General features: G+C 59.1%; 19 protein-coding genes. 12 read left to right on the top strand and 7 right to left on the bottom strand.

Translation table 11 applies throughout. From position 1 onward, the window contains the following. Position 1: 1 nt before the first annotated feature. From BM074_RS11225 to BM074_RS11210, 4 genes are all read right to left on the bottom strand, one after another. Entirely contained in the window at positions 2–943 is a 942-nt protein-coding gene (locus BM074_RS11225; protein ID WP_091922014.1) for an alpha-E domain-containing protein, read from the bottom strand. A 58-nt stretch (positions 944–1,001) separates the two neighbouring features. Then, positions 1,002–2,414, bottom strand: a complete 1,413-nt coding sequence (locus tag BM074_RS11220) for a circularly permuted type 2 ATP-grasp protein (RefSeq protein WP_091922012.1) — start codon at positions 2,412–2,414, stop codon at positions 1,002–1,004. Between the two features lie 247 nt (positions 2,415–2,661). Continuing rightward, positions 2,662–3,132 carry a BA14K family protein gene (locus BM074_RS11215; protein ID WP_091922010.1) on the bottom strand — a complete coding sequence of 157 codons (471 nt, stop codon included), beginning with the start codon at positions 3,130–3,132 and terminating at the stop codon, positions 2,662–2,664. Positions 3,133–3,305: 173 nt separating this feature from the next. Beyond that, positions 3,306–3,989 (bottom strand): HAD family hydrolase, encoded by a 684-nt coding sequence (locus tag BM074_RS11210; protein WP_091922008.1) that lies wholly within the window; start codon positions 3,987–3,989, stop codon positions 3,306–3,308. Positions 3,990–4,186: 197 nt separating this feature from the next. Here BM074_RS11210 and rpiA point away from each other — a divergent pair, with 197 nt between their 5' ends. From rpiA to gor, 3 genes are all read left to right on the top strand, one after another. After that, positions 4,187–4,891 carry a ribose-5-phosphate isomerase RpiA gene (gene rpiA, locus BM074_RS11205; RefSeq protein WP_027231696.1) on the top strand — a complete coding sequence of 235 codons (705 nt, stop codon included), beginning with the start codon at positions 4,187–4,189 and terminating at the stop codon, positions 4,889–4,891. A 4-nt stretch (positions 4,892–4,895) separates the two neighbouring features. Further along, positions 4,896–5,462, top strand: coding sequence for a DUF2059 domain-containing protein (locus BM074_RS11200; RefSeq protein WP_091922006.1), 567 nt, complete (start codon positions 4,896–4,898; stop codon positions 5,460–5,462). Between the two features lie 120 nt (positions 5,463–5,582). Next, positions 5,583–6,974, top strand: a complete 1,392-nt coding sequence (gor, locus tag BM074_RS11195; RefSeq protein ID WP_091922004.1) for a glutathione-disulfide reductase — start codon at positions 5,583–5,585, stop codon at positions 6,972–6,974. Between the two features lie 39 nt (positions 6,975–7,013). Here the strand turns inward: gor and BM074_RS11190 are convergent, their stop codons facing one another. Further along, the gene (locus BM074_RS11190; protein WP_091922002.1) at positions 7,014–7,901 is read right to left on the bottom strand and encodes an alpha/beta hydrolase family protein; all 888 of its coding nucleotides are present in this window, start codon (positions 7,899–7,901) and stop codon (positions 7,014–7,016) included. 256 nt (positions 7,902–8,157) lie between these two features. Here BM074_RS11190 and BM074_RS11185 point away from each other — a divergent pair, with 256 nt between their 5' ends. From BM074_RS11185 to gltX, 9 genes are all read left to right on the top strand, one after another. Continuing rightward, the gene (locus BM074_RS11185; RefSeq protein ID WP_091922000.1) at positions 8,158–8,451 is read left to right on the top strand and encodes a putative quinol monooxygenase; all 294 of its coding nucleotides are present in this window, start codon (positions 8,158–8,160) and stop codon (positions 8,449–8,451) included. A gap of 284 nt (positions 8,452–8,735) precedes the next feature. Then, complete coding sequence (locus tag BM074_RS11180; RefSeq protein ID WP_027231691.1) at positions 8,736–10,115, top strand: class II 3-deoxy-7-phosphoheptulonate synthase; 1,380 nt, start codon at positions 8,736–8,738, stop codon at positions 10,113–10,115. 148 nt (positions 10,116–10,263) lie between these two features. Next, positions 10,264–10,839 (top strand): ester cyclase, encoded by a 576-nt coding sequence (locus tag BM074_RS11175; RefSeq protein WP_091921998.1) that lies wholly within the window; start codon positions 10,264–10,266, stop codon positions 10,837–10,839. A 75-nt stretch (positions 10,840–10,914) separates the two neighbouring features. Continuing rightward, positions 10,915–12,102, top strand: coding sequence for a Na+/H+ antiporter NhaA (nhaA, locus tag BM074_RS11170; RefSeq protein WP_027231689.1), 1,188 nt, complete (start codon positions 10,915–10,917; stop codon positions 12,100–12,102). A 32-nt stretch (positions 12,103–12,134) separates the two neighbouring features. After that, positions 12,135–12,569 carry a GFA family protein gene (locus tag BM074_RS11165; protein ID WP_091922434.1) on the top strand — a complete coding sequence of 145 codons (435 nt, stop codon included), beginning with the start codon at positions 12,135–12,137 and terminating at the stop codon, positions 12,567–12,569. A 48-nt stretch (positions 12,570–12,617) separates the two neighbouring features. Next, complete coding sequence (locus BM074_RS11160; RefSeq protein WP_091921996.1) at positions 12,618–12,968, top strand: diacylglycerol kinase; 351 nt, start codon at positions 12,618–12,620, stop codon at positions 12,966–12,968. Between the two features lie 51 nt (positions 12,969–13,019). Beyond that, on the top strand, positions 13,020–14,690 hold the full coding sequence (locus BM074_RS11155) for an NAD+ synthase (protein WP_091922433.1): 1,671 nt from the start codon (positions 13,020–13,022) through the stop codon (positions 14,688–14,690). Positions 14,691–15,054: 364 nt separating this feature from the next. Beyond that, positions 15,055–16,869, top strand: coding sequence for an ABC transporter ATP-binding protein (locus BM074_RS11145; RefSeq protein ID WP_091921991.1), 1,815 nt, complete (start codon positions 15,055–15,057; stop codon positions 16,867–16,869). A gap of 68 nt (positions 16,870–16,937) precedes the next feature. Continuing rightward, the gene (gene gltX, locus BM074_RS11140; protein ID WP_091921990.1) at positions 16,938–18,311 is read left to right on the top strand and encodes a glutamate--tRNA ligase; all 1,374 of its coding nucleotides are present in this window, start codon (positions 16,938–16,940) and stop codon (positions 18,309–18,311) included. Here the strand turns inward: gltX and BM074_RS11135 are convergent. Then, positions 18,229–19,287 carry a DUF2865 domain-containing protein gene (locus BM074_RS11135; RefSeq protein ID WP_175498991.1) on the bottom strand — a complete coding sequence of 353 codons (1,059 nt, stop codon included), beginning with the start codon at positions 19,285–19,287 and terminating at the stop codon, positions 18,229–18,231. The genes gltX and BM074_RS11135 overlap by 83 nt on opposite strands. Positions 19,288–19,378: 91 nt before the next feature. Next, a complete protein-coding gene (locus BM074_RS11130; protein ID WP_091921986.1) occupies positions 19,379–21,676 on the bottom strand; it encodes an NADP-dependent malic enzyme in 2,298 nt (765 codons plus the stop codon). Positions 21,677–21,867 lie beyond the last annotated feature (191 nt).

The raw sequence follows: 21,867 nt of genomic DNA, 5'->3' as shown, positions 1-21,867 counted from the left end.
TTCAATCGAAGTTGTAGGCTTCAGCAATTTTCGTGCTCAAGCTGTTCGTTTGATAGATGAGGTCGCTCAGGAACTCGTGCAGGCCGCTGTCGAATATGGTCCGGATATCATTGTCCTGCAACAGGGTCATGATGCCTTCCGCCATGTCATGGCAGGCGTGGCGGCGGCCGTAGTCGTTGGCCAGAAATCTCAGATTGTCGACGATGTTTGAATAGCAGAAGTTGAGCGAGCGCGGCATGCGCGAGTTGAGGATCAGGTAATCGGCAATGTTCACGGGGTTGTATTCGACATCATAGACCCAGCGGTAGGAACGGTGCGCCGAGACCGAGCGCAGGATCGATTCCCACTGAAAATTGTCGAGGGTCGTGCCGACATAGGAGATCGAAGGCAGGAGCACGTAATATTTGACGTCAAGGATGCGGGCGGTGTTGTCGCCGCGCTCTATGAACGTTCCGATACGGGCGAAATTGAAGATTTCGTTGCGCAGCATCGTCCCATGAAACGCGCCGCGGATGATCGCTGTCTCGCGCTTGATCTGGTCGAGGACGCGCGGCAGGTCGGTTTCCGGTATCGGGTTGGCGAGCGTGGATTTCAGGATCATCCACGTCTCGTTGACGCTCTCCCAGGCTTCGCGCGTCAGGGCGGTGCGCACCATGCGGGCATTAAGCCGCGCCGTCTCCACGCAAGACATCACGCTCGACGGGTTGTTGAGGTCACGCAGCAGGAAGTCCGACACCTGGCCGGCATTGTATTCGGTGTACTTGCTGTCGTAGCCGATCTTGACGCCAGCGCTCATCAGTACGGAGGACCATTCTTCAGGGGCATCGGAGGTCTTGGTCAGGGCCATGCGCAAACCGGCGTCGATCAGCCGAGCCATGTTTTCCGCCCGCTCGATATAGCGGAACATCCAGTAAAGACCATTTGCGGTTCGGCCGAGCAGCATTTTCCAGTATCATCCCTCGTTCTTGTGGAACCGTCTTCGGCGGCTCTTGATCAAAATGCTAGTCGTCGAGCACCCATGTGTCTTTCGTGCCCCCGCCCTGGCTGGAGTTGACGACGAGCGAACCTTCCTTGAGCGCGACCCGTGTCAAGCCTCCGGGTGTGATCCTTATGCGGTCGGAGACCAGGACGAAGGGGCGCAAATCCACGTGGCGCGGGGCGAGGCCCTTTTCGGTCATGATCGGCGTCGTCGAAAGCGCCAGCGTCGGCTGGGCGATGTAGTTCTTCGGATTGGCGCTGAGCTTGGCGGCGAAGACCTCACGTTCCTTCTTCGTGGAAGCCGGACCGACCAGCATGCCGTAACCGCCCGAACCGTGCACTTCCTTGACGACGAGATCGGCAAGATTCTCGAGCACATATTTAAGGGTGTCGGGCTCGGAGCACCGATGCGTCGGCACGTTTTCGAGAATTGCCTTGCGGCCCGTATAAAACTCGACGATCTCCGGCATATAGGAATAGAGCGCCTTGTCGTCAGCGATCCCGGTGCCGGGCGCGTTTGCAATCGTGATGTTTCCCGAACGGTAGACATCCATGATGCCGGGCACGCCAAGCGCGGAATCCCTGCGGAAGGTGAGGGGATCGAGGAAGGAATCGTCCACCCGCCGGTAAAGCACGTCGATGGCGCGATTGCCTTCGGTGGTCCGCATGACAACCTTGCCGTCTTCCACCTTGAGATCGCTGCCTTCGACGAGTTCAACACCCATCTGATCGGCTAGGAATGCATGTTCGAAATAGGCGGAATTAAAAATACCAGGAGTGAGGACTGCGATCGTGGGCGGGCCCTTGCATCCGGGCGGCGCTACTGCGGCCAGCGATTGCCTGAGCAGCTTTGGGTAGGTTTCGACGGGGCGAACCTTGATTTGCTGGAAGAGCTCCGGGAAGAGCTGCATCATGGTTTCGCGGTTTTCCAGCATGTAGGAAACGCCGGAAGGCGTGCGGGCATTGTCTTCGAGAACGTAGAACTGGTTCTCCTGTGTCCTGACGATGTCAACGCCGATAATGTGCGTGTAGACGTTGCCAGGCGGACGAAATCCGACCATTTCCGGAAGGTAGGCATCGTTGTGCGTGAAGAGTTCGCGCGGGATGCGTCCGGCACGGATAATCTCCTGGCGATGATAAATATCGTCGAGGAAGGCGTTGAGCGCCATCACACGCTGTTCGATGCCCTGCGACAGGCGACGCCATTCATTGCCGGTGATGATGCGCGGGATGATATCGAAGGGTATGATGCGCTCGGCTGCCTCTTCGTCGCCGTAGACGGCGAATGTGATACCCGTTTTGCGGAAAACGTTTTCAGCATCAAGGGCTTTTTGCGCCAACCGCTCGGGGTTCTGGGTGTCGAGCCAGCATTTCAGTTGTTCATAGGGCGGTCGAACGTCGCCGCCTATTTTGATCATCTCGTCAAATGGCTTCACTCAAAATCCCCTTCATATAAGGGACATTCAAGCGGGTTCATCGAAAAAAGCAAGCACAATCCATCGTTTAAGGCTGTGGCCGGGCGGCCGGATTAAAAATTAGGCAACTGCATCACGGCAGAGGCAAGCGCAAGACTACTTTCGTCTAATCCATGGGCTGCAGATGGGATAACCGAAAGAAAGCCCGGGATTTTGGTCCCGGGCTCTGATGAATCACCCCGATTCCTTTGATCAGTAAGGCGAATGATCAGTAAGGCGAAACACACTGGCGGCGCGGCCCGGAATAGGGCTGAAAACTATTGTCGTAGGCGCGATATGAGCGGTAGCGGTCATAGCACCACCGCACGTGAGATCCGCCAGTCCTATAGACAGGTCCACCGTAGCGATAGACAGGCGGCGCGCTGAAAGCATTGCCTATGATCAGGCCGGTTCCAAAGGCTGCAAGCGGGAACCATGCCCCGTTATAATATCTGTAGCCCGGGCGATAGTAGTCGTAGCCGCGATAGCCGCCCCAATAGCCGCCGCCACCGCGCCAATATGGGCGTCCGCTCCAGCCGCGGTCACGATACCAACCACGGTTGCCGTTCCAGCCACCGCCGCGCCAATGGCGCCGGTACTGGACCTGATCGATGTTGGCGTTGCCGGTTTCAATCGTCACCGGCGCAAGTGGTGCAGAGTAGGCAGGAACGTTTGTGGCAGTCGCCATGCCCCCAACCATTGCCAAGGCAGAAAGTACTGAGGTCAGTTTCTTCAATTTCTCCTCCTTGCGAGACGCAGTGCCTCGCACACGTTTCATAGAAGTAAGAAATACGCAGATTTCGGCCAAAACGGCCTTTTATCTCGGAAACTTAAACGTGCCTGGTCTTCATTTGTTCCGGCAGGCTGCTTGCGTCATGCATCCACCGACCCGATCAACTCATTTGCGAGTTCCACCTTCAATTCGCGAAAATGCGAAATGATGCGGCTAGGATCATAAGCAGAAACTGGCAAGTCCGAATAGCCGAAGTCGACGGCAACGACAGGAATGCCTGCCGCCTTGGCCGTATCGATGTCGGTGCGGCTGTCGCCGATCATGACGGCGCGCTCCGGATCGCCGCCCGCCTTGCGGATGGTCTCGATAAGATGACGCGGATCAGGCTTGCGGAAGGAGAATGAATCCCCGCCGCAGATAGCGCCGAAGCGCGAGGTCTGGCCAAGCCCATCCAGAAGCTTGACCGACAACCCCTCGAACTTGTTGGTGCAGACGGCGAGGAGATAGCCGGCTTCGGCCAACTGTTCCATCGCCTGTTCGGCACCTTCATAAAGCGCGGAACGACCCGGCATGTGCATACCGTAGTGCTCGATGAAGATATCGACCAGCCGGTCGAGTTCTTCCGTGCTTAAATGCTTCTGCTGCGCCTCGAAGGCGCGCTCGATCATGACGCGGCCGCCATGGCCGACATAGCGGCGCAGCGCGACGGGATCGATTTTCTCCATATCCTTGGCTTCAAGGCAATGATTGAGGCTGTCGAGTAGATCAGGGGCCGTATCCACCAGGGTTCCGTCTAGGTCGAAAACAACGATTGGCTGAGGCATATTTTTTCCTGTGGCATTCGCGGTTCGGAGCGAAGGTTGCGATAAATTGTGTGTTCGGTGCCCTGATGCATGCATGTACGATAATCAGGCCGGGATAAATCCGGCAATGAGCCTTGACCCGATCGTCTGACGTGTTAGGGAGCCCAGTGTCAAGGCAAAGCCATATCAAGTCAAAGCTACAAGAAGGCGCACCACCGATGGATGCCAAAACATTGAAGATCAAGGCCGCGGCCGAGGCGCTGACCTATGTCGAGGACGGCATGCGGCTCGGCATCGGCACGGGCTCGACCGCGGAGGAATTCGTGCGGCTGCTCGCGGTGCGGGTCAAGGACGGTCTTGATGTCATTGGCGTGCCGACGTCGGAGCGCACGGCCGCGCTTTGCCGCGAACTTGGCGTCAGGCTCACGACGCTCGAAGAGACGCCAGAACTTGACCTGACGATAGACGGCGCGGACGAGGTTGATCCCGAGCTGACCCTCATCAAGGGCGGCGGCGGGGCCCTGCTGCGTGAGAAGATCGTTGCTGCCGCCTCCAAGCGGATGGTGGTTATTGCCGACGAAACCAAGCTTGTCGAAGCACTCGGCGCGTTTCCTCTGCCTGTCGAGGTCAATCGTTTCGGGCTAGCGGCGACGAAGATTGCCATCGAGCGCGCTGCATCCTCACTCGATCTGTCGGGGCCACTTACATTGAGGATGACGGGAGCCGAACCATTTGTTACAGACGGCGGGCATTTGATCCTGGATGCATCTTTTGGCCGCATTCCGGATACAAGAGCCTTATCACTCGCTTTGCACGCCATTCCCGGCGTGGTGGAGCATGGACTTTTTCTGGATCTGGCGCGCGTGGCCATTCTAGCTGGCGCTGACGGCATCCGCACACTGACAACGAAAACGGAGCGATAAACTCATGAACCTTGCATCTGGCTTTCGCCGCTTGATTGCACCCTTGTCTGTTGCGATCGTGCTGGGCGGTCTCTGCTCGGCACAAGCTCAGGAAATCACCCCTTCGCATCTCGCAGCTGCCCGTGCAGCGGTGGCCGCCATCAAGGCGACTGACATGTTCGACTCGATCCTTCCCGATGCCGCGCGCGGCCTCAAGGCCGAGCTTATCCAGAAAGATCCCAATCTCGAATCGGTGATCAGTTCTGCCGTCGACGAGCAGGCGATCAAGCTCGCAGCGCGCCGTGCCGACCTTGAGAACGAAGCCGCCCGTGCCTATGCGGTCTCCTTCACTGAAGAGGAACTTAACGCCATCACCGGTTTCTACACGTCCCCGGCCGGCCTCAAGCTCCTTTCGGAAGGGCCGATCGTGACGCGTGAGGTGAACAAGGCCGCCTCGATCTGGCAGCGCGGCGTCGCCCGCGACCTCGCGCAGGCTGTCGCCGAGAAGATTGCGGCAACCGCTGCGACGATGGCGCCAGCCAATGCGCCGGCGCCTGCCAAGGCCGAGACGCCGGCAAAGCCGAAGCAGTAACGGCGTCGCCCCGTTTGAAACTTTCCACAGAGCCCGGCCCCAGCGCCGGGCTTTGTTCTTTCAAGACACCGCGATAGAACCCATATGCAATGAACCTCAGCAGATTCGGAGTGCCTTGCCATGACAGGCTTTGATTATGACCTCTTCGTTATCGGAGGCGGATCGGGCGGCGTGCGCGCCGGTAGGCTTGCGGGCGCCATGGGCAAAAAAGTCGGCCTTGCCGAAGAATACCGGATGGGCGGCACCTGCGTCATCCGCGGCTGCGTGCCGAAAAAGCTCTTCGTCTACGCGTCACAATTTCCGGAACATTTCGAGGCGTCGGCCGGCTATGGCTGGAGCGTCGGGGAGGCGAGCTTCGACTGGCCGACGTTCATTGCCAATAAGGACCGCGAAATTGCCCGCCTCGAAGGCCTTTACCGGCTGGGGCTCGACAATTCCAACGTCGAGATCCATGACAGCCGGGCTGTACTGATCGATGACCACACGATCGAGATCCTCAAGACCGGCAAGCGGGTGACAGCGGATCAAATTCTTGTGGCCACGGGCGGTCATCCCAATCCGCATGCGGCGTTGCCGGGACATGATCTCTGCATCAATTCCAACGAGGCGTTCCATCTTGCCGAACTGCCGAAAGCCATCGTCATCGAAGGCGGCGGCTATATTGCCGTCGAGTTTGCCAATATTTTCCATGGCCTCGGCGTTGAAACGACCCTCATCTACCGCGGCAAGGAAATCCTTTCGCGCTTCGACCATGATTTGCGGCAATTGCTGCATGCATCGATGACCGAGAAGGGTATTCGCATTCGCTGCGTCGAGATGATCAAGGAGGTCAGGCGTTCGGGTGACGGAAGGCTCGCCGTGCAGCTCGGCTCGGGCGACAGCATCGAAGCCGACCAGGTGATGCTCGCCATCGGGCGCGTGCCGAACACAAAGTCGCTTGGCCTTGAAGCAGCCGGCGTCGAGGTCGACGAACTCGGCGCGATCAAGGTCGATGCCTATTCGCGCACGACCAAAGACAATATCTGGGCGGTGGGCGACGTGACCAACCGCGTGCAGCTTACGCCGGTCGCCATTCACGAGGCGATGTGCTTCCTCGAAACGGCCTTCAAGAACAATCCAACCAAACCTGACCATAAATACATTGCGACTGCCGTCTTCTCGCAGCCCGAGATCGGCACGGTCGGGCTTTGCGAAGCGGACGCTGCAAGGGAATACAAAGAGCTCGAAGTCTATCGCGCCCTGTTCCGCCCGATGCGCAACACGCTATCCGGCGCCAAGGACAAGATGCTGACCAAGCTGATCGTCGATGCAGCGACACGCCGGGTTATCGGCGCGCACATACTCGGGCCGGACGCCGGTGAAATGGCGCAGCTCCTCGCCATTCCGATCAAGGCAGGCTGCACCAAGGATGATTTCGACAGGACGATGGCGGTGCATCCGACAGCTTCCGAAGAACTGGTGACGATGTACAGGCCGAGCTACCGCGTGGTCGATGGGAAACGTGTCGATTGACCGCACTCGGGCTGCGGCGGCTCGCGTCAAAAGGCAGGCCTAGGCGGCGCGCATTTCCGGCCGCAACGCCGCCCCATCCGGAACCTTGGCGTTAAGCAGCCAATCCGTCACGGCCGGCCACAGTTTATTGGCCTGGTGTTTGCGGAAGAAACCGAGATGACCGATCGGCGCGCCGTCCGAACTTGCCGGGGAATACCACATCTCGTGCAGAACGGAGGCATTGTCGAAGCGGCGCAGCAGGCTTTCGACCGCGCGGGGCGTTCCCCAGACATCGTCGGTGATGCCAACCGAGAGGAGGGGGATCGTCACCTTCTGAAAGTTTTGCGCTTCTGGAACCGCAGGGTCGGAGAACAGGAAGTTCGGATTGCGGCACCAGCGGGCCCAGTCACGGAATATCGTGCCCGGCACGGCTTCGCCGAGCCCGCCCCATTTGGGCAATTTGCCGAAGGGAATTGTAAGCGGCACTCCGACAAGGTTCATCTTGGCGTACATGGCGCAGGGCTGCGCCGTATTGCGATAGTAGCCGGACAAGGACGCCAGCAGTGCATATCGCTCGAAGCTCGCAGACCGGTTGCTGAGACCGAGGGCAACGCCGCCATAGGAATGGCCGATACCGACCATGGGGCGCGATCCCGAGAGGCGCCTGAGTTCATCAACAGCGGCGGGAAAGTCGAGAACGCCCCAATCCTTGAGGTTGAGGCGCGATTTCCAGCGGCTGGGAGCCTCGGAGCGGGCGACGCCGCGGTAGTCGTAGGTAAGAACCTTGGATGCGCCGAGATCGATGAGATGGGCGGCAAAATGCCGGTAGATTGCGTCAGGGACGGCGGCTGCAGACGAAATCAGGACGGCCGGCTCTTCGCCGCCGCCTTCATACAGATGACCGTGCAGCGGAAAGCCGTCCGCCGCCAGAAAACGTATATCCTTCATCGATCCTCCCAGATCTTACCTTGACGTTAACGTAAATCAAAACGGCGCTGCCGACAATGGTGATTTTCGCAACTGGCAACACGCGAACTTAAAAACTAATGTCTCTCGGCTCTAGAGCCACGCCGCACTCATTGATGTAAAAGCGAAAATCAAACGGTACGCTGACGTTGGTACACTCAAGACCTGTTTGACCTTGAAACCGGCTGGCTAAGGGCAGCAGCACGATGAAATCGCTGCCGTAAATGGATGGAATATTATGGATAACAGAACAGACGCGGTTAGACTTTCTGGCTTCCTGCGATGCGCATCGATGCACGATGTTGCGCTTGTCATCGATTATCTTCCCGACCACCTTCGACTTACCAGGGCCGAGCCAGGCTGCATCTCTTTTGATGTGTTGCAGACCGATGATGCTCTGGTGTGGCGGGTGGAGGAGCTTTTTGTAGATCGCGCTGCCTTTGATTTTCATCAGCAACGAACCCGCGCGTCGGAGTGGTTTACTGCGACGTCCACCATTCCCCGAGAATACACAATCGAGGTACTTGAGTAGAGATTGCAGGAACCGCTTCATCGTGTAATCGATCGCGTCTTCCCTTGCCCATAGGCCATAATCAACACGTTATGGCAGACGCTATAATGACCCTCCGAACGCTCAAATGTCGGTTCCTGAGAGGGGCGTCCCGTATGTCCATGGGCATGTTCGCTTGATATTGTCCGCTGTTGCCGACGGGACTGGTATATCTGCAGCAATTGGACTATATGAGCGCCTCCGGCAAAGCCCGGGAAAACACAATCAATTACAACCGATATCGAAGGTCATAACAGGGTGCAATAATGACGAAGAACTGGACACCGACTTCCTGGAGAGGCAAACCGGTAAAGCAGATGCCTTTTTATCCGGACGCTCAGGCTTTGAGCGATGTCGAGGCCCGTCTTCGTACCTATCCGCCGCTCGTTTTTGCAGGTGAAGCGCGCAAGCTGAAAAAGCAGCTGGCCGCAGTCTCGCGCGGAGAGGGATTTTTGCTCCAGGGCGGCGATTGCGCCGAAAGCTTTGCCGAGCATGGCGCCGACAATATTCGCGACTTCTTCCGCGTCTTCCTGCAGATGGCCGTTGTCCTGACCTTCGGAGCGTCGCAGCCGGTGGTGAAGATCGGCCGTATCGCCGGCCAGTTCGCCAAGCCGCGCTCGGCCGACACGGAGACGAAGGATGGCATTGAGCTGCCCGTTTACCGCGGCGATATCATCAACGGCACCGAATTCACCGAGCAGGCCCGTATCCCGGACCCGGCGCGTCAGGAGATGGCTTATCGCCAGTCTGCCGCTACGCTGAACCTGCTGCGCGCTTTCGCGCAGGGCGGCTATGCCAATCTCGAAAACGTCAACCAGTGGATGCTCGGCTTCGTTTCCGACAGCCCGCAGGGCGAGCGTTATGGCAAGCTGGCCCGCCGCATTGCCGATACGATGGACTTCATGCGCGCCGTCGGGATCACCTCGGAAACCAACGCCCAACTGCGCGAGACGGATTTCTATACCAGCCACGAGGCCTTGCTGCTCGGCTATGAAGAAGCGCTGACCCGCGTCGATTCCACCTCCGGTGACTGGTACGGCACGTCCGGCCACATGATCTGGATCGGTGATCGCACACGTCAGGCAGACCACGCGCATGTCGAGTACTGCCGGGGCATCAAGAACCCGCTTGGCCTGAAATGCGGCCCGACGCTTGAGCCAGACGATCTGATCCGCCTGATCGACCTGCTCAATCCGGCCAACGAAGCAGGGCGCCTTACCCTCATCGCCCGGTTCGGCCATGACAAGGTAGGCGACCATCTGCCCAAGCTGATCCGCGCGGTACAAAAGGAAGGTCGCAATGTCGTCTGGTCCTGCGATCCGATGCATGGCAACACGATCACCGCCAATGGCTACAAGACGCGGCCCTTCGACCGTATCCTCAAGGAAGTCGAGAGCTTTTTTGCAGTTCATCATGCCGAAGGGACCTATCCCGGAGGCATCCATATCGAGATGACCGGCAAGAACGTCACGGAGTGCACTGGCGGCGCCCGCGCCATATCGGCGGACGACCTCTCGGATCGGTACCACACGCACTGCGATCCGCGTCTCAATGCCGACCAGGCATTGGAACTGGCATTCCTCGTCGCCGAGCTTCTGAAGAAGGAGCGCGACAGCCACCCGCAGAAGCTGGCAGTCAACGCCTGAGCGACGCACTGTCTGCCACTATTCCCGAAGGGGCGGTCTTTATGGCCGCCCTTTGTTTATATAACGTACGTCACGGCAGGCTGACGATTTTGGCTTGGCCAATACTGACGATTTCAATTTGAAATATTTCCAGAAAAGGAATTCAGCCATGAACAACTATATTGTTGTTGCCTTCGCTGCATTGACGATCGGACTGCCAGCTCAAGCATATGCAGAAGATCCCGCAAAGGCTGCGGAAAAGGCTCTTCCCGCCCTCATGGAAGAACTCGCCAAATATCAGAATGCCGAGAAGACGACGGACACCAATCTGAAAACATTCGATACGCTCGACTTCGATGTCTATACGAACCAGAAATGGGATCGCCTGGGCGAAAGCCACGCTGCCGATATTCTCGTCCACTATCCCGATGGTCACACGACGAAGGGGCTTCACGATCACGTCGAGGAATTGAAGGCGATATTCGTCTATGCGCCGGATACGCATATCAATGTGCACCCGGTGCGGTTCGGCCAAGGCCAGTGGACCGGCGTGATTGGAGTGATGGAAGGCACGTTCACCAAACCGATGCCGACACCCGATGGCAAGTCCATCGCGCCCACCGGCAAGCCGTTCAAGCTGACGATGGCGACGCTTGGCCATTGGACGCCCGCCGCCGTGATGGACGAGGAATATCTTTTCTGGGACAATTTGAGTTTCATGAAGCAGATCGGGCTGGCGCAGTAGCCCGCCACGCAACCAACGCGGGAAAGGCGGATTTCGGGACTGGAGTTTTCCGTTTCAGGATTCTATCAAGTCTGCATGGACATAAAACCCACGCGCCGAATCCGCCTGACTGCGTCGTTCCGTTCGTTCATGGAGAATGAGGCTGCTGGCGGCATCATTCTGATGGCGGTTGCGGCTCTTGCCCTGATCATCGCCAATTCACCGCTCAGCGAAGATTATTTCGGTTTTCTCAAGACTTACGTCGGCGGGCTCAGCATCCTCCATTGGATCAATGACGCCCTGATGGCGATTTTCTTCCTGCTTGTCGGGCTTGAAATAAAGCGCGAAATGATCAGCGGACAATTGTCCACCTGGTCGCGGCGCGCTTTGCCAGGCTTTGCGGCAGTCGGCGGGATGATGGTCCCCGCGCTGATCTTTCTGTTCTTCAATGAGGGCGCCACCATTCGCGGCTGGGCAATTCCTTCGGCGACGGATATCGCCTTTTCGCTCGGCGTTCTCTCGCTGCTCGGCGCGCGCGTGCCGCTCTCGCTCAAGGTTTTCCTGACCGCCCTTGCCATCATCGATGATCTCGGTGCGGTCATCATCATCGCGCTGTTCTACTCCGAAGGCCTGAATGTTCCGGCGCTCGCCGGCATGGCGGCGGTATTCGCCATTCTCGTCGCCATGAATTATCTCGGCATGGTGCGGCTCTGGGCCTATCTCGTTCTCGGCGTCATCCTCTGGATTCTGGTGTTCAAGTCCGGCATCCACGCAACGATCGCCGGTGTTCTCCTCGCGCTGACAATTCCGATGAAAGGCAAGCGCGGCGAGGCTGATTCGCCGCTCGTCGAACTCGAACATGCCATCCAGCCCTGGGTAGGCTTCATCATCGTGCCGATCTTCGGTTTCGCCAATGCCGGTGTGTCCTTCAGCGGTGTATCGCTGTCAAACCTTGCCGATCCCGTGCCGATCGGCGTTGCGGCTGGCCTCTTCATCGGCAAGCAGCTTGGCGTCTTCGCCTTTGCCTGGCTGGCGATCAAGCTTCGTCTTGCCGAACGCCCGCCTGGAGCGACATGGGTGCAGATCTATGGCGTCGCGATCCTGTGCGGCATCGGCTTCACCATGAGCCTGTTCATCGGCCTTCTCGCCTATGACAAGTCGCCGCTGCTGCAGGACGAGACGAAGCTCGGCGTGCTCCTTGGCTCGCTCTTGTCGGCGGTGTTCGGCGCCTTCGTACTTGCTGTGGCGGCTGCCCGCTCAAAGAAGCCCGAGCCGAAAAAATAACTGGAATCCGCCAATCATTGGGAGGTATGGGCATGAGGGAAACGCATAAAGGATCGTGCCTTTGCGGCAGGGTCCATTTTGAGGCGAGGGGGGAACTGCGCGGGGTCGTCTATTGCCATTGCTCGCAATGCCGCAAGCAGTCGGGACATTTTTATGCTGCGACCAATGTTGAGAACGATGCGATCAGCATTTCGGGCGAAGAGAACGTCAGCTGGTACGAGGCGAGCGCTTTCGCGCGGCGGGGCTTTTGCAGGAATTGCGGTTCGGCGCTGTTCTGGAAGCATCGCGATCTCGATCATATTTCCGTCATGGCCGGCGCATTCGAGGAGCCAACCAGTCTGCGAGGCGCATGCCATATCTTCGTCGCCGATAAGGGCGATTACTATGCCATCGAGGATCATCTGCCCCAATACGAGAAGAGCGGCGGGGGCGTTGTCGTAGCCGTCAATGAAACGCCCGGGGATTGACCTTAGCCGAACTCGCTCTAAAGCTTGTGCAGACAAATGAGGGTGGGCATGCATCGGCTGGTACTGGCATTCATCAATTCCATGCGGGCTTTGAAACATTTGGCCATGCATGAAAAGGCGGTTCAACAGGAACTCGCTCTCTTCTTCATCTCGATACCGGTTGCCGCCTTCATTGCGCCTTCGGGACTTGCCTTTCTGCTATTGACCGGATCGGTGCTGTTCCTGATCCTGATCGAGGTGCTCAATACCGGCATCGAGGCTGCCTGCGATGCCGTTTCGCTTGATTTTCACAGGGAGATCCAGATCGCCAAGGATTGTGGATCGCTCGCCGTGCTCATCTCGGTTATCCTTGTGGCCGCCGTCTGGCTCTATACGCTCTGGAGCGTGTTTTTTGCCTAGGAAGAGCGCGCTCGCCTTGTTTTGCCTGCAACGAAACGATATATGTTCACTATGAGCAAAAATACTGACGTTCTCCGCATCGCTATCGCTCAGCTCAACCCCGTGCTCGGCGATATCAAAGGGAATCTTGCCAAAGCCCGTGAGGCGCGGGCCGATGCAGCGCGGCAGAGCGCCGATCTGATCCTCTTCACCGAGCTATTTATCTCAGGCTATCCGCCGGAAGACCTTGTTCTGAAGCGTTCGTTCATTGATGCCTGCGAGAAGGCGGTGAACGAATTTGCCGCCGATACGGCGGATGGCGGTCCGGGTGTGATTATGGGGATTCCGTTGAAACGACCATCGGGCCTGCACAATGCCGTCATGGTGCTGGATGAGGGCAGGGTCATCGCCGAGCGTTTCAAGGTGGACCTGCCGAATTATGGCGAGTTCGACGAGAAGCGCGTGTTCCAGGCCGGTCCGATGCCGGGGCCGGTGAACTTCCGCGGCGTGCGGATCGGCGTTCCGATCTGCGAGGATATCTGGGGTGATCTCGGTGTCTGCGAAACGCTGGCGGAGAGCGGCGCGGAGATACTCTGCGTTCCCAATGGCTCGCCCTATTATCGCGGCAAGGTCGACGTTCGCTATCAGGTGGCGCTGCGCCAGGTGATCGAGACGGGGTTGCCCCTTATCTTCGCCAATCAGCTCGGCGGCCAGGATGATCTCATTTTCGACGGCGCCTCCTTTGCCTTCAATTCCGACAAGAATCTGGCCTTCCAGATGTCGCAGTTCGAAGAGCAACTGATGGTGACGACCTGGAAGCGTGGCGCAGATGGCTGGTCGTGCGGCGAAGGTCCGATGTCGCGTATCCCAGAAGGCGAGGAGGCCAATTACCGCGCCTGCATGCTTGGCCTGCGCGACTACGTCAACAAGAACGGTTTCAAGGATGTCGTGCTCGGGCTTTCCGGCGGCATCGATTCGGCGATCTGCGCCGCGCTTGCCGTCGATGCCTTGGGCGAAGAACGCTTGCGCGCGGTGATGATGCCTTATGCCTATACGTCGAAGGATTCGCTGAAGGATGCCGAGGATTGCGCCCGCATGCTCGGCTGCCGCTACGACATTGTGCCGATCTTCGAGCCGGTAGAAGGGTTTCTCAAAGCGCTGGGCCCGATTTTCGCAGGCACCAAGGAAGGGATCACCGAGGAAAACCTGCAAAGCCGCGCCCGCGGTACAATCCTGATGGCGATCTCCAACAAGTTCGGTTCGATGGTAGTGACGACGGGCAACAAGTCGGAGATGTCGGTCGGCTATGCCACACTCTATGGCGACATGAACGGCGGGTATAATCCAATCAAGGACCTCTACAAGATGCAGGTCTACGCCATGTCCGAGTGGCGCAACAAGAACGTTCCGGCCGGTGGACTCGGGCCATCGGGCGAGGTCATTCCGGTCAACATCATCAGCAAGGCGCCGTCGGCCGAACTGCGTGAAAACCAGACCGACCAGGACTCGCTGCCGCCCTATCCGGTTCTCGACGATATTCTGGAATCCCTCGTGGAGAACGAGATGAGCGTCGATGAAATCGTGGAGCGCGGTCACGATCGGGCGACAGTCGAGCGGATCGAGCACCTTCTCTACATCGCCGAATACAAGCGCCGGCAATCGGCTCCGGGTGTGAAGGTCACCAGGAAGAATTTCGGCCGGGACCGCCGCTATCCGATCACCAATCGATTCCGGGATCGCTGAGGCAACTGTTGCAGGCGCGCCTCACCCATGTCGCAAACACGCGAAGTTGAAAAAATTGGTGCTTGGCGCGCGAAAGCGATTCACCTATAAGCCCAAGTCCGGCAATGAAGACCGGGAGGTTTTCGAATGACAGTTTTCCATATGTCCCCGCGGGGCGGCGTTCGTTCCTGACACGTGATGCGGAAAAGCCCACGAGGCTTTTCAATTACCTTCACATGTCAAGGTAACCCATCGCCGACATTGGCCTTTCCCGTATTCGGGCAAGTCGCCAAATCACTTCTGCCGTACTGATTCCTATCCACAACACGGCAAGCTCGTTCCTGATTATCTGTGAGGCCGGTGCAATTGGGCGCCGGACATTGTCATGAAATTTTTGCGTTTCAACCTGCGCGGGGGAGCATTCCGCGCCGTTCTCGGATTCACCTTGCGCCACTGGCAGAAGCAGCCGGTGCGCGTGGGCATTATCGCCGGGGCGGTCATGCTTTCGACCCTTGCCGACGTATTGACGCCGCTCTATTCTGGCCGGCTCGTCGATGCCGTCGTCAATGGGCACGCCCGTGAGGAAATTGTCTGGAATGCCGCAATGGCGGCGTTCGGGGCGCTTCTTGCCCTGTCGCTCGGCGCGATCATTCTCAGGCATGTCACCTTCGTTGCCGTGACGCACCTGACCTTGAAGATGATGACCGACATCGCTTCCGGCGCATTCTTTCGCATCCAGCGTTTCTCGACCGACTGGCACGCGAACAGCTTTGCCGGATCGACCGTGCGCAAGGTAACGCGCGGCATGTGGGCGCTCGACCTGCTTAACGATACGCTACTGCTGGCCTTGTTCCCATCGATCATAATGCTCGCAGGATCGACGATCCTGATGGCCTGGTACTGGCCGCTGATGGGCGTCATTATCGGCATAGGTTCGCTGGTTTTCGTCACTGTTACGGTGATGATGTCGCTCGGCTTCGTCGCGCCAATGGCAAGCCTTGCCAATCGCTGGGATACGAAGCTCGGCGGTTCGCTTGCGGACGCCGTCAGCTGCAACATGGTGGTGAAGGGCTTTGGCGCGGAAAGCCGCGAGGATGCGCGTCTCGTCAAGGTTCTGGACAAGTGGAAGGACCGGACGGCGCGCACCTGGATCAGGGGGACGTGGAACGGCACGACACAAGGAACGATGCTGCTCTTCCTGCGGGCGGCGGTGATCGGTTTTGCGCTTATCCTCTGGGCAGACGGAAATGCCAGCGCCGGTGACATCACTTTCGTGCTGACGTCGTTCTTCATCCTGCAGGGATATTTGCGCGAAGTCGGGATGCACATCCGCAACTTGCAGCGCTCGATCAACGACATGGAGGAACTGGTTGATATTCAGAGTCAACGCCTCGGCATCGAGGATCGTCCAGGTGCAAAGCCGATTGTCATCACCGAAGGCAGGATTGAATTCGACAACGTCACCTTCCTCTACGGTGCGCACCGCCTGCCGCTCTATGACCGGTTCTCGGTGACGATCCGGGCGGGCGAGCGGGTGGGACTCGTCGGTCATTCGGGGTCAGGCAAGACGACATTCGTCAAGCTGATCCAGCGGCTGCACGACGTGAAGGCGGGCCGGATTCTGATCGACGGTCAGGATATCGCCGAGGTGCGGCAGGCGTCGCTGCGCCAGCAGATCGCCATCGTGCAGCAGGAGCCGATCCTGTTTCACCGGACGCTGGCGGAGAACATCGCCTATGCCCGTCCCGGCGCCTCACAGGAGGAGATCGAGGAAGCGGCGCGGCAGGCAAGCGCGCACGAGTTCATCTCGGCGTTGCCCAAGGGCTACAGCACGCTCGTCGGCGAACGTGGTGTCAAGCTTTCGGGCGGTGAGCGGCAACGTGTGGCGATCGCCAGGGCGTTCCTTGCGGATGCACCGATCCTCATTCTGGACGAGGCGACATCGAGCCTCGATTCAGAATCCGAAGTGCTGATCCAGCAGGCGATGGAGCGGCTGATGCAAGGACGGACGACGCTCGTGATTGCGCATCGTCTTTCCACGGTGCGCTCGCTTGACCGGCTGCTGGTCTTCGACCACGGCAAGATCGTCGAGGAGGGCAACCATGAGGCGCTGATCCGGCTCGGGGGCGGTATTTACCGCAGTCTGTTCGAACGGCAGGCGCTGGAGTTGACGAAGGGCCTCGTCCTCAACGACGACTAAAGAAATATGGGCCGCGCGCAATCGCGGCCCATATTGCCATTGCAGGCGCCATCCGATATGCCCCACCAATGACCACCATCGTCCGTTTTGCACCGTCTCCGACCGGCTTCATCCATATCGGCAACACACGCATAGCCTTGTTCAACTGGCTGTTCGCGCTGCAGAACAAGGGGCAGTTCATCCTGCGCTTCGACGATACGGATACCGTGCGTTCGAAGACGGAATATGCCGAGGCAACGATCGCCGATCTTGATTGGCTCGGCATCGAGCCAGTGCGCATCGAATATCAGTCGAAGCGCATTCCGCTCTATGACGCTGCTGCCGAAAAACTCAAGGCCGCGGGCGTCCTTTATCCGTGCTACGAGACCGCCGAGGAACTCGAGCGCAAGCGCAAGCTGCGCCTGGCGCGCCGGCTGCCGCCGATCTATGGCCGCGAGGCGTTGAAGCTGACCGCGGCCGATCGGGAGAAGCTCGAGGCCGAGGGTCGCCGGCCGCACTGGCGCTTTCTGCTGCCGAATTTCAAGGACGATCCATTTGCGATAGCGCGCACTGAGGTTCATTGGGACGATCTGGTGCGCGGCCGCGAAACCGTCGATCTCTCCTCGCTGTCCGATCCGGTCCTGGTGCGCGAAGACGGGACCTATCTTTATACCTTCACTTCAGTGGTCGACGATATCGACATGGACATTACCCATATCATCCGCGGCAATGACCACATCACCAATAGCGGCGTCCAGATCTCGATTATCGAGGCGCTGGGCGCGAAGGTTCCGGCGCTCGGCCATATCAATCTCCTGACGACGGCATCTGGCGAAGGAATTTCCAAGCGCACCGGCGCATTGTCGATCGGCAGCCTGCGCGGCGATGGCTACGAGCCGATGGCGGTGGCGAGCCTTGCCATGCTGATCGGCACATCGGAAAATGTTACCGCAGTGCCGGACATGGCTTCGCTGGCCGCCATATTCGATCCGGCCGCGACATCGAAATCGGCGTCGAAATTCGATCCTGCCGATCTCGATGCGCTCAACCGTGCCCTGATCCATGCGATGCCTTTCGAGGAAGTCAGTGACCGGCTCGCAGCGCTTGGTGTTAAGGGCGTCCGGGCGGGAGCCTTTTGGCTCGCCGTGCGCGGCAACCTTTCGAAGGTTTCAGATGCCGCCGCCTGGTGGACGATCGTGAACGAGGGGCCCGCAACGGATGTGGCTGTGGCCGCGGAGGATATTGATTTCGTGCGCGCCGCTTTCGACCTGCTGCCGGCCGAGCCCTGGAGCCGGGAGACCTGGAAACAGTGGACCGATGCGGTCAAGGATCAGAGCGGGCGCAAGGGCAAGAGCCTGTTCATGCCGCTGCGCATCGCGCTTACCGGGCTGACTTCTGGTCCGGAGCTTGCGGATCTGCTGCCCCTTCTTGGTCGGGAAGGAACGTTGGCCCGACGACCCTGACCTTGCGGTTGGGATCGATCGGCTTGTCTTCGGTAAGCGGCTTCGGCTTCTCCACCTCGGCCTTCTTCGCCTCTGGTTCTCCGAGTTGAATGATCGAGGAGGCCTGCGTCGCAGGCTGGCCGGCAGGAACGGCAGGCTCGGTCTTCGCCTCTTGTGGTTGGGCTGATGGCTTTGCAGCCTCGGCAGGCGTCGCGGTCTCGATCGTTGGTGCGGCCGGTTTGGTTGGCTCGGCTATAGCGGGTTTGGGCGTTGGCGCTGCCACTTTCCTCGGATCGCCGAGTGCCTTGAAGTCGCCGGCCGTCTTTTGACAGCTGCATTGCGGCGTTCCATTGGCGCCGACCTTGCGGAATTTGAAGGCGTTCGGCGTGTTCCGGTAGGCATCGCCGCGCAGCGAAATCATCGCGGCGGGGTCCTGATTCTCGGTCGGCCGATAAAACAGTTTCGCGCCGGTACATTGAGACTGGCATTGCGCTTGATCGCGCGCGAAATTCTCCGCACCCGTATCGTAGGAGATCGGGAAATAATAGCCGTCGCAGCTGCGCACGCACAGCGTCTGGTAACGTCCGCCGGAAACGGGAGCCGTGCTCATTTCCGGCTCGACAGGTTCCGGCTCGGTTCCATAAATCTCATAGGAAGGCGCGGCAGTCGCACGCCGCGGCGTGTCACGCAGCGGGTAATCGCGCTGGGGTGCCTCGTGTACCGGATAGTCGGGTATTGGTTGATCGCGCAGCGGCACGTCGTAATGCGGCTCATCGTGAATGGGCGAGTCAACGATGGGGCAGTCATTGGCATCGAGCGCAGCCACCACGCGGTCGCGGCGGAGTTGCAACTCGTAGTCGTCGACATCGGCATTGCTGTTCAATTGGTCGAGACGTTCCTGCATCCGCACGCAATTGTCGGAATTGGCATAAGCAAGCGGGGCCGTCGCGAGAATTGCGGCCGCGGCGATGATGGCAGATTGGAGTGTCCGATGCATGAGGCGGTCCGGAAAGTTCAGGGGCATTCGACGGGTGCGAATGCGCCTGAACCATCCACGGCCATGCGGCAGCAATAAGACGGTCCCTGTCTCAATCAACGCGCTGTGATGCCTCCACCACGGCAAGCGCAGTCATGTTGACGATGCCGCGCGATGTCACGGAAGGCGTCAGGATATGGGCCGGCTTGGCAGCGCCGAGCAGGATCGGCCCGACATGGAGCGCGTCGGTAACGCTCTTGACCACATTGAGCGTGATGTTCGCAGCATCGAGATTGGGGAAGACGAGGAGATTGGCCTCGCCGTTCAGCCGCGAATGCGGCAGCACGCGTTCGCGAAGCACCTGCGACAGCGCCGAATCGCCATGCATTTCGCCGTCCTGCTCGAGATGCGGTGCCTTGGCACGGAGCAGTTCGGATGCATGGCGCATCTTTGCTGCGCTTTCGGAATCGCGCGATCCGAAATTCGAATGCGACAGCAAGGCCGCCTTGGGCTCGATGCCGAAGCGACTGATTTCGCTCGCCGCGAGCACAGTCTTTTCGGCGATCTCCTCGGCGGTCGGATCGATGCTCACATAGGTGTCGGTGAGGAAGAGAACGCCGCGCTGCGAAATAAGCAGGCTGAGCGCCGAGAAATTGCGGATGCCTTCAAGCTTGCCGATGATCTGGTCGACATTGCGCAAATGCCGCTCGAAACGTCCTTCAAGCCCGCAGATCATGGCGTCGGCCTCGCCGCGCACGATGGCGAGCGCCGCAATGACGGTGCTGCTGGCGCGAACCATGGTGCGCGCCACTTCCGGGGTGGTGCCGCGCCGCCCGGTGAGCTTGACAAGAAGATCGACGTAATCGCGGTAGCGCGGATCGTCCTCGGGATTGATGATATCGAAGTCCTTGCCGACCTTGATCTTCAGGCCGTAGCGCTTGAGGCGCGTCTCGATAACCTGCGGGCGTCCGATCAGCGTCGGAAGCGCAATCCCTTCCTCGAGCACGACCTGCGCGGCGCGCAGGACGCGTTCGTCCTCGCCATCGGCATAGATCACGCGCTTCTTCTCAGCCGTTTTCGCCGTCGTGAAGATCGGCTTCATGATCAGCCCGGAACGGAAGACGAAGCGGTTCAAGCGGTCAAGATAGGCATCGAAGTCGTCGATCGGACGCTCGGCGACGCCGGTATCCATGGCTGCCTTGGCAACAGCCGGGGCGATGCGCAAGATGAGGCGGGGGTCGAAGGGCGAGGGAATGAGATAGTTCGGCCCGAAGGTCGGGGTCTCGCCTGAATAGGCGCGGGCAGCAACATCTGATGGTTCTTCACGGGCGAGCGCCGCGATGGCCTGAACGGCGGCCATCTTCATCTCTTCGTTGATCGCTCTCGCGCCGCAATCGAGCGCGCCGCGGAAGATATAGGGGAAGCAAAGGACGTTGTTGACCTGGTTGGGGAAATCGGAGCGGCCGGTGCAAATCATAGCGTCGGCGCGCGCGGCGCGGGCTTCCTCCGGCATGATCTCCGGTGTCGGATTGGCGAGCGCCATGATCAGCGGGTTCGGCGCCATCTGCTTGAGAAGCTCTGGCTTGAGCACGCCGGCGGCAGAAAGGCCGAGGAAGACGTCGGCCCCGCCAATGACGTCGGCAAGGACGCGCGCATCGGTTTTCTGCACATAGACCGATTTCCAGCGGTCCATCAGCGTATTGCGGCCCTCGTAAACAACGCCGTCAATGTCGCAGACCCAGATGTTGTTGCGGTCCGCACCAAGCTTGACGAGAAGATTGAGGCACGCGAGGGCGGCAGCGCCGGCGCCAGAGGCAACGATCTTGATCTTGGAAAGGTCCTTGCCGGCAAGCTCCATGCCGTTGAGGATTGCAGCGGCGACGATGATGGCGGTGCCGTGCTGGTCGTCATGGAAGACGGGGATGTTCATCTTGGCGCGCAGCTGTTCCTCGACCTCGAAACATTCCGGCGCCTTGATGTCTTCGAGATTGATGCCGCCGAAGGTCGGTTCGAGCGCGGAGACGACGTCGACAATGCGGGTGATTTCCTTGGCGTCGATCTCGATGTCGAAGACGTCGATATTGGCGAACTTCTTGAAGAGCACCGCCTTGCCTTCCATGACCGGCTTGGAGGCGAGGGGGCCGATATTGCCAAGGCCAAGCACTGCCGTTCCGTTGGAAACCACGGCTACGAGGTTGGCGCGGCTCGTATAGTCAGCGGCGGTCGCCGGGTCTTCGTGAATGGCAAGGCACGGGGCGGCAACACCGGGGGAATAGGCTAGCGCGAGATCGCGCTGGTTGCCGAGCGTCTTTGTGGCCTGGATTTCCAGCTTACCCGGCTGAGGAAAGCGGTGGTAGAACAGCGCGCTTTCATCGAGGTCAGAGCTGCTGGGCGTTTTGTCGTTGGCCATGGAGCGGGTCCTTCCGGAAAATTGGTGCGGCGCGTTCACAAATCATCAGTTCAGGCATTTCTAGCATGCTTGAATAACATCCAGACGCATAAATGAAGTCCATTTTGTTACAAGTGTTTATCATCCGAAAACATGCAGTTTTCCGCACCGTCATATGATTGTGACATGAATCGGGTTTGTGTCAGCGCAAC

This window comes from Phyllobacterium sp. CL33Tsu (assembly GCF_900113985.1).
In the GTDB taxonomy this organism is placed as follows: Bacteria; Pseudomonadota; Alphaproteobacteria; order Rhizobiales; family Rhizobiaceae; genus Phyllobacterium; species Phyllobacterium pellucidum.
The sequence above is the reverse complement of the archived record's forward strand: the minus strand, read 5'-3'. Positions and strand labels throughout refer to the sequence as shown.

What these genes read in the sequence shown, in the direction of transcription:
- BM074_RS11200 (WP_091922006.1), top strand. Translation starts at nt 4,896, where the DNA reads ATGAACCTTGCATCTGGCTTTCGCCGCTTGATTGCACCCTTGTCTGTT.
- BM074_RS11175 (WP_091921998.1), top strand. Translation starts at nt 10,264, where the DNA reads ATGAACAACTATATTGTTGTTGCCTTCGCTGCATTGACGATCGGACTG.
- BM074_RS11155 (WP_091922433.1), top strand. Translation starts at nt 13,020, where the DNA reads ATGAGCAAAAATACTGACGTTCTCCGCATCGCTATCGCTCAGCTCAAC.
- BM074_RS11165 (WP_091922434.1), top strand. Translation starts at nt 12,135, where the DNA reads ATGAGGGAAACGCATAAAGGATCGTGCCTTTGCGGCAGGGTCCATTTT.
- BM074_RS11135 (WP_175498991.1), bottom strand. Translation starts at nt 19,287, where the DNA reads ATGCATCGGACACTCCAATCTGCCATCATCGCCGCGGCCGCAATTCTC.
- rpiA (WP_027231696.1), top strand. Translation starts at nt 4,187, where the DNA reads ATGGATGCCAAAACATTGAAGATCAAGGCCGCGGCCGAGGCGCTGACC.
- BM074_RS11145 (WP_091921991.1), top strand. Translation starts at nt 15,055, where the DNA reads ATGAAATTTTTGCGTTTCAACCTGCGCGGGGGAGCATTCCGCGCCGTT.
- gor (WP_091922004.1), top strand. Translation starts at nt 5,583, where the DNA reads ATGACAGGCTTTGATTATGACCTCTTCGTTATCGGAGGCGGATCGGGC.
- BM074_RS11225 (WP_091922014.1), bottom strand. Translation starts at nt 943, where the DNA reads ATGCTGCTCGGCCGAACCGCAAATGGTCTTTACTGGATGTTCCGCTAT.
- nhaA (WP_027231689.1), top strand. Translation starts at nt 10,915, where the DNA reads ATGGACATAAAACCCACGCGCCGAATCCGCCTGACTGCGTCGTTCCGT.
- BM074_RS11190 (WP_091922002.1), bottom strand. Translation starts at nt 7,901, where the DNA reads ATGAAGGATATACGTTTTCTGGCGGCGGACGGCTTTCCGCTGCACGGT.
- BM074_RS11215 (WP_091922010.1), bottom strand. Translation starts at nt 3,132, where the DNA reads ATGGTTGGGGGCATGGCGACTGCCACAAACGTTCCTGCCTACTCTGCA.
- BM074_RS11180 (WP_027231691.1), top strand. Translation starts at nt 8,736, where the DNA reads ATGACGAAGAACTGGACACCGACTTCCTGGAGAGGCAAACCGGTAAAG.
- BM074_RS11210 (WP_091922008.1), bottom strand. Translation starts at nt 3,989, where the DNA reads ATGCCTCAGCCAATCGTTGTTTTCGACCTAGACGGAACCCTGGTGGAT.
- BM074_RS11160 (WP_091921996.1), top strand. Translation starts at nt 12,618, where the DNA reads ATGCATCGGCTGGTACTGGCATTCATCAATTCCATGCGGGCTTTGAAA.
- BM074_RS11130 (WP_091921986.1), bottom strand. Translation starts at nt 21,676, where the DNA reads ATGGCCAACGACAAAACGCCCAGCAGCTCTGACCTCGATGAAAGCGCG.
- BM074_RS11185 (WP_091922000.1), top strand. Translation starts at nt 8,158, where the DNA reads ATGGATAACAGAACAGACGCGGTTAGACTTTCTGGCTTCCTGCGATGC.
- gltX (WP_091921990.1), top strand. Translation starts at nt 16,938, where the DNA reads ATGACCACCATCGTCCGTTTTGCACCGTCTCCGACCGGCTTCATCCAT.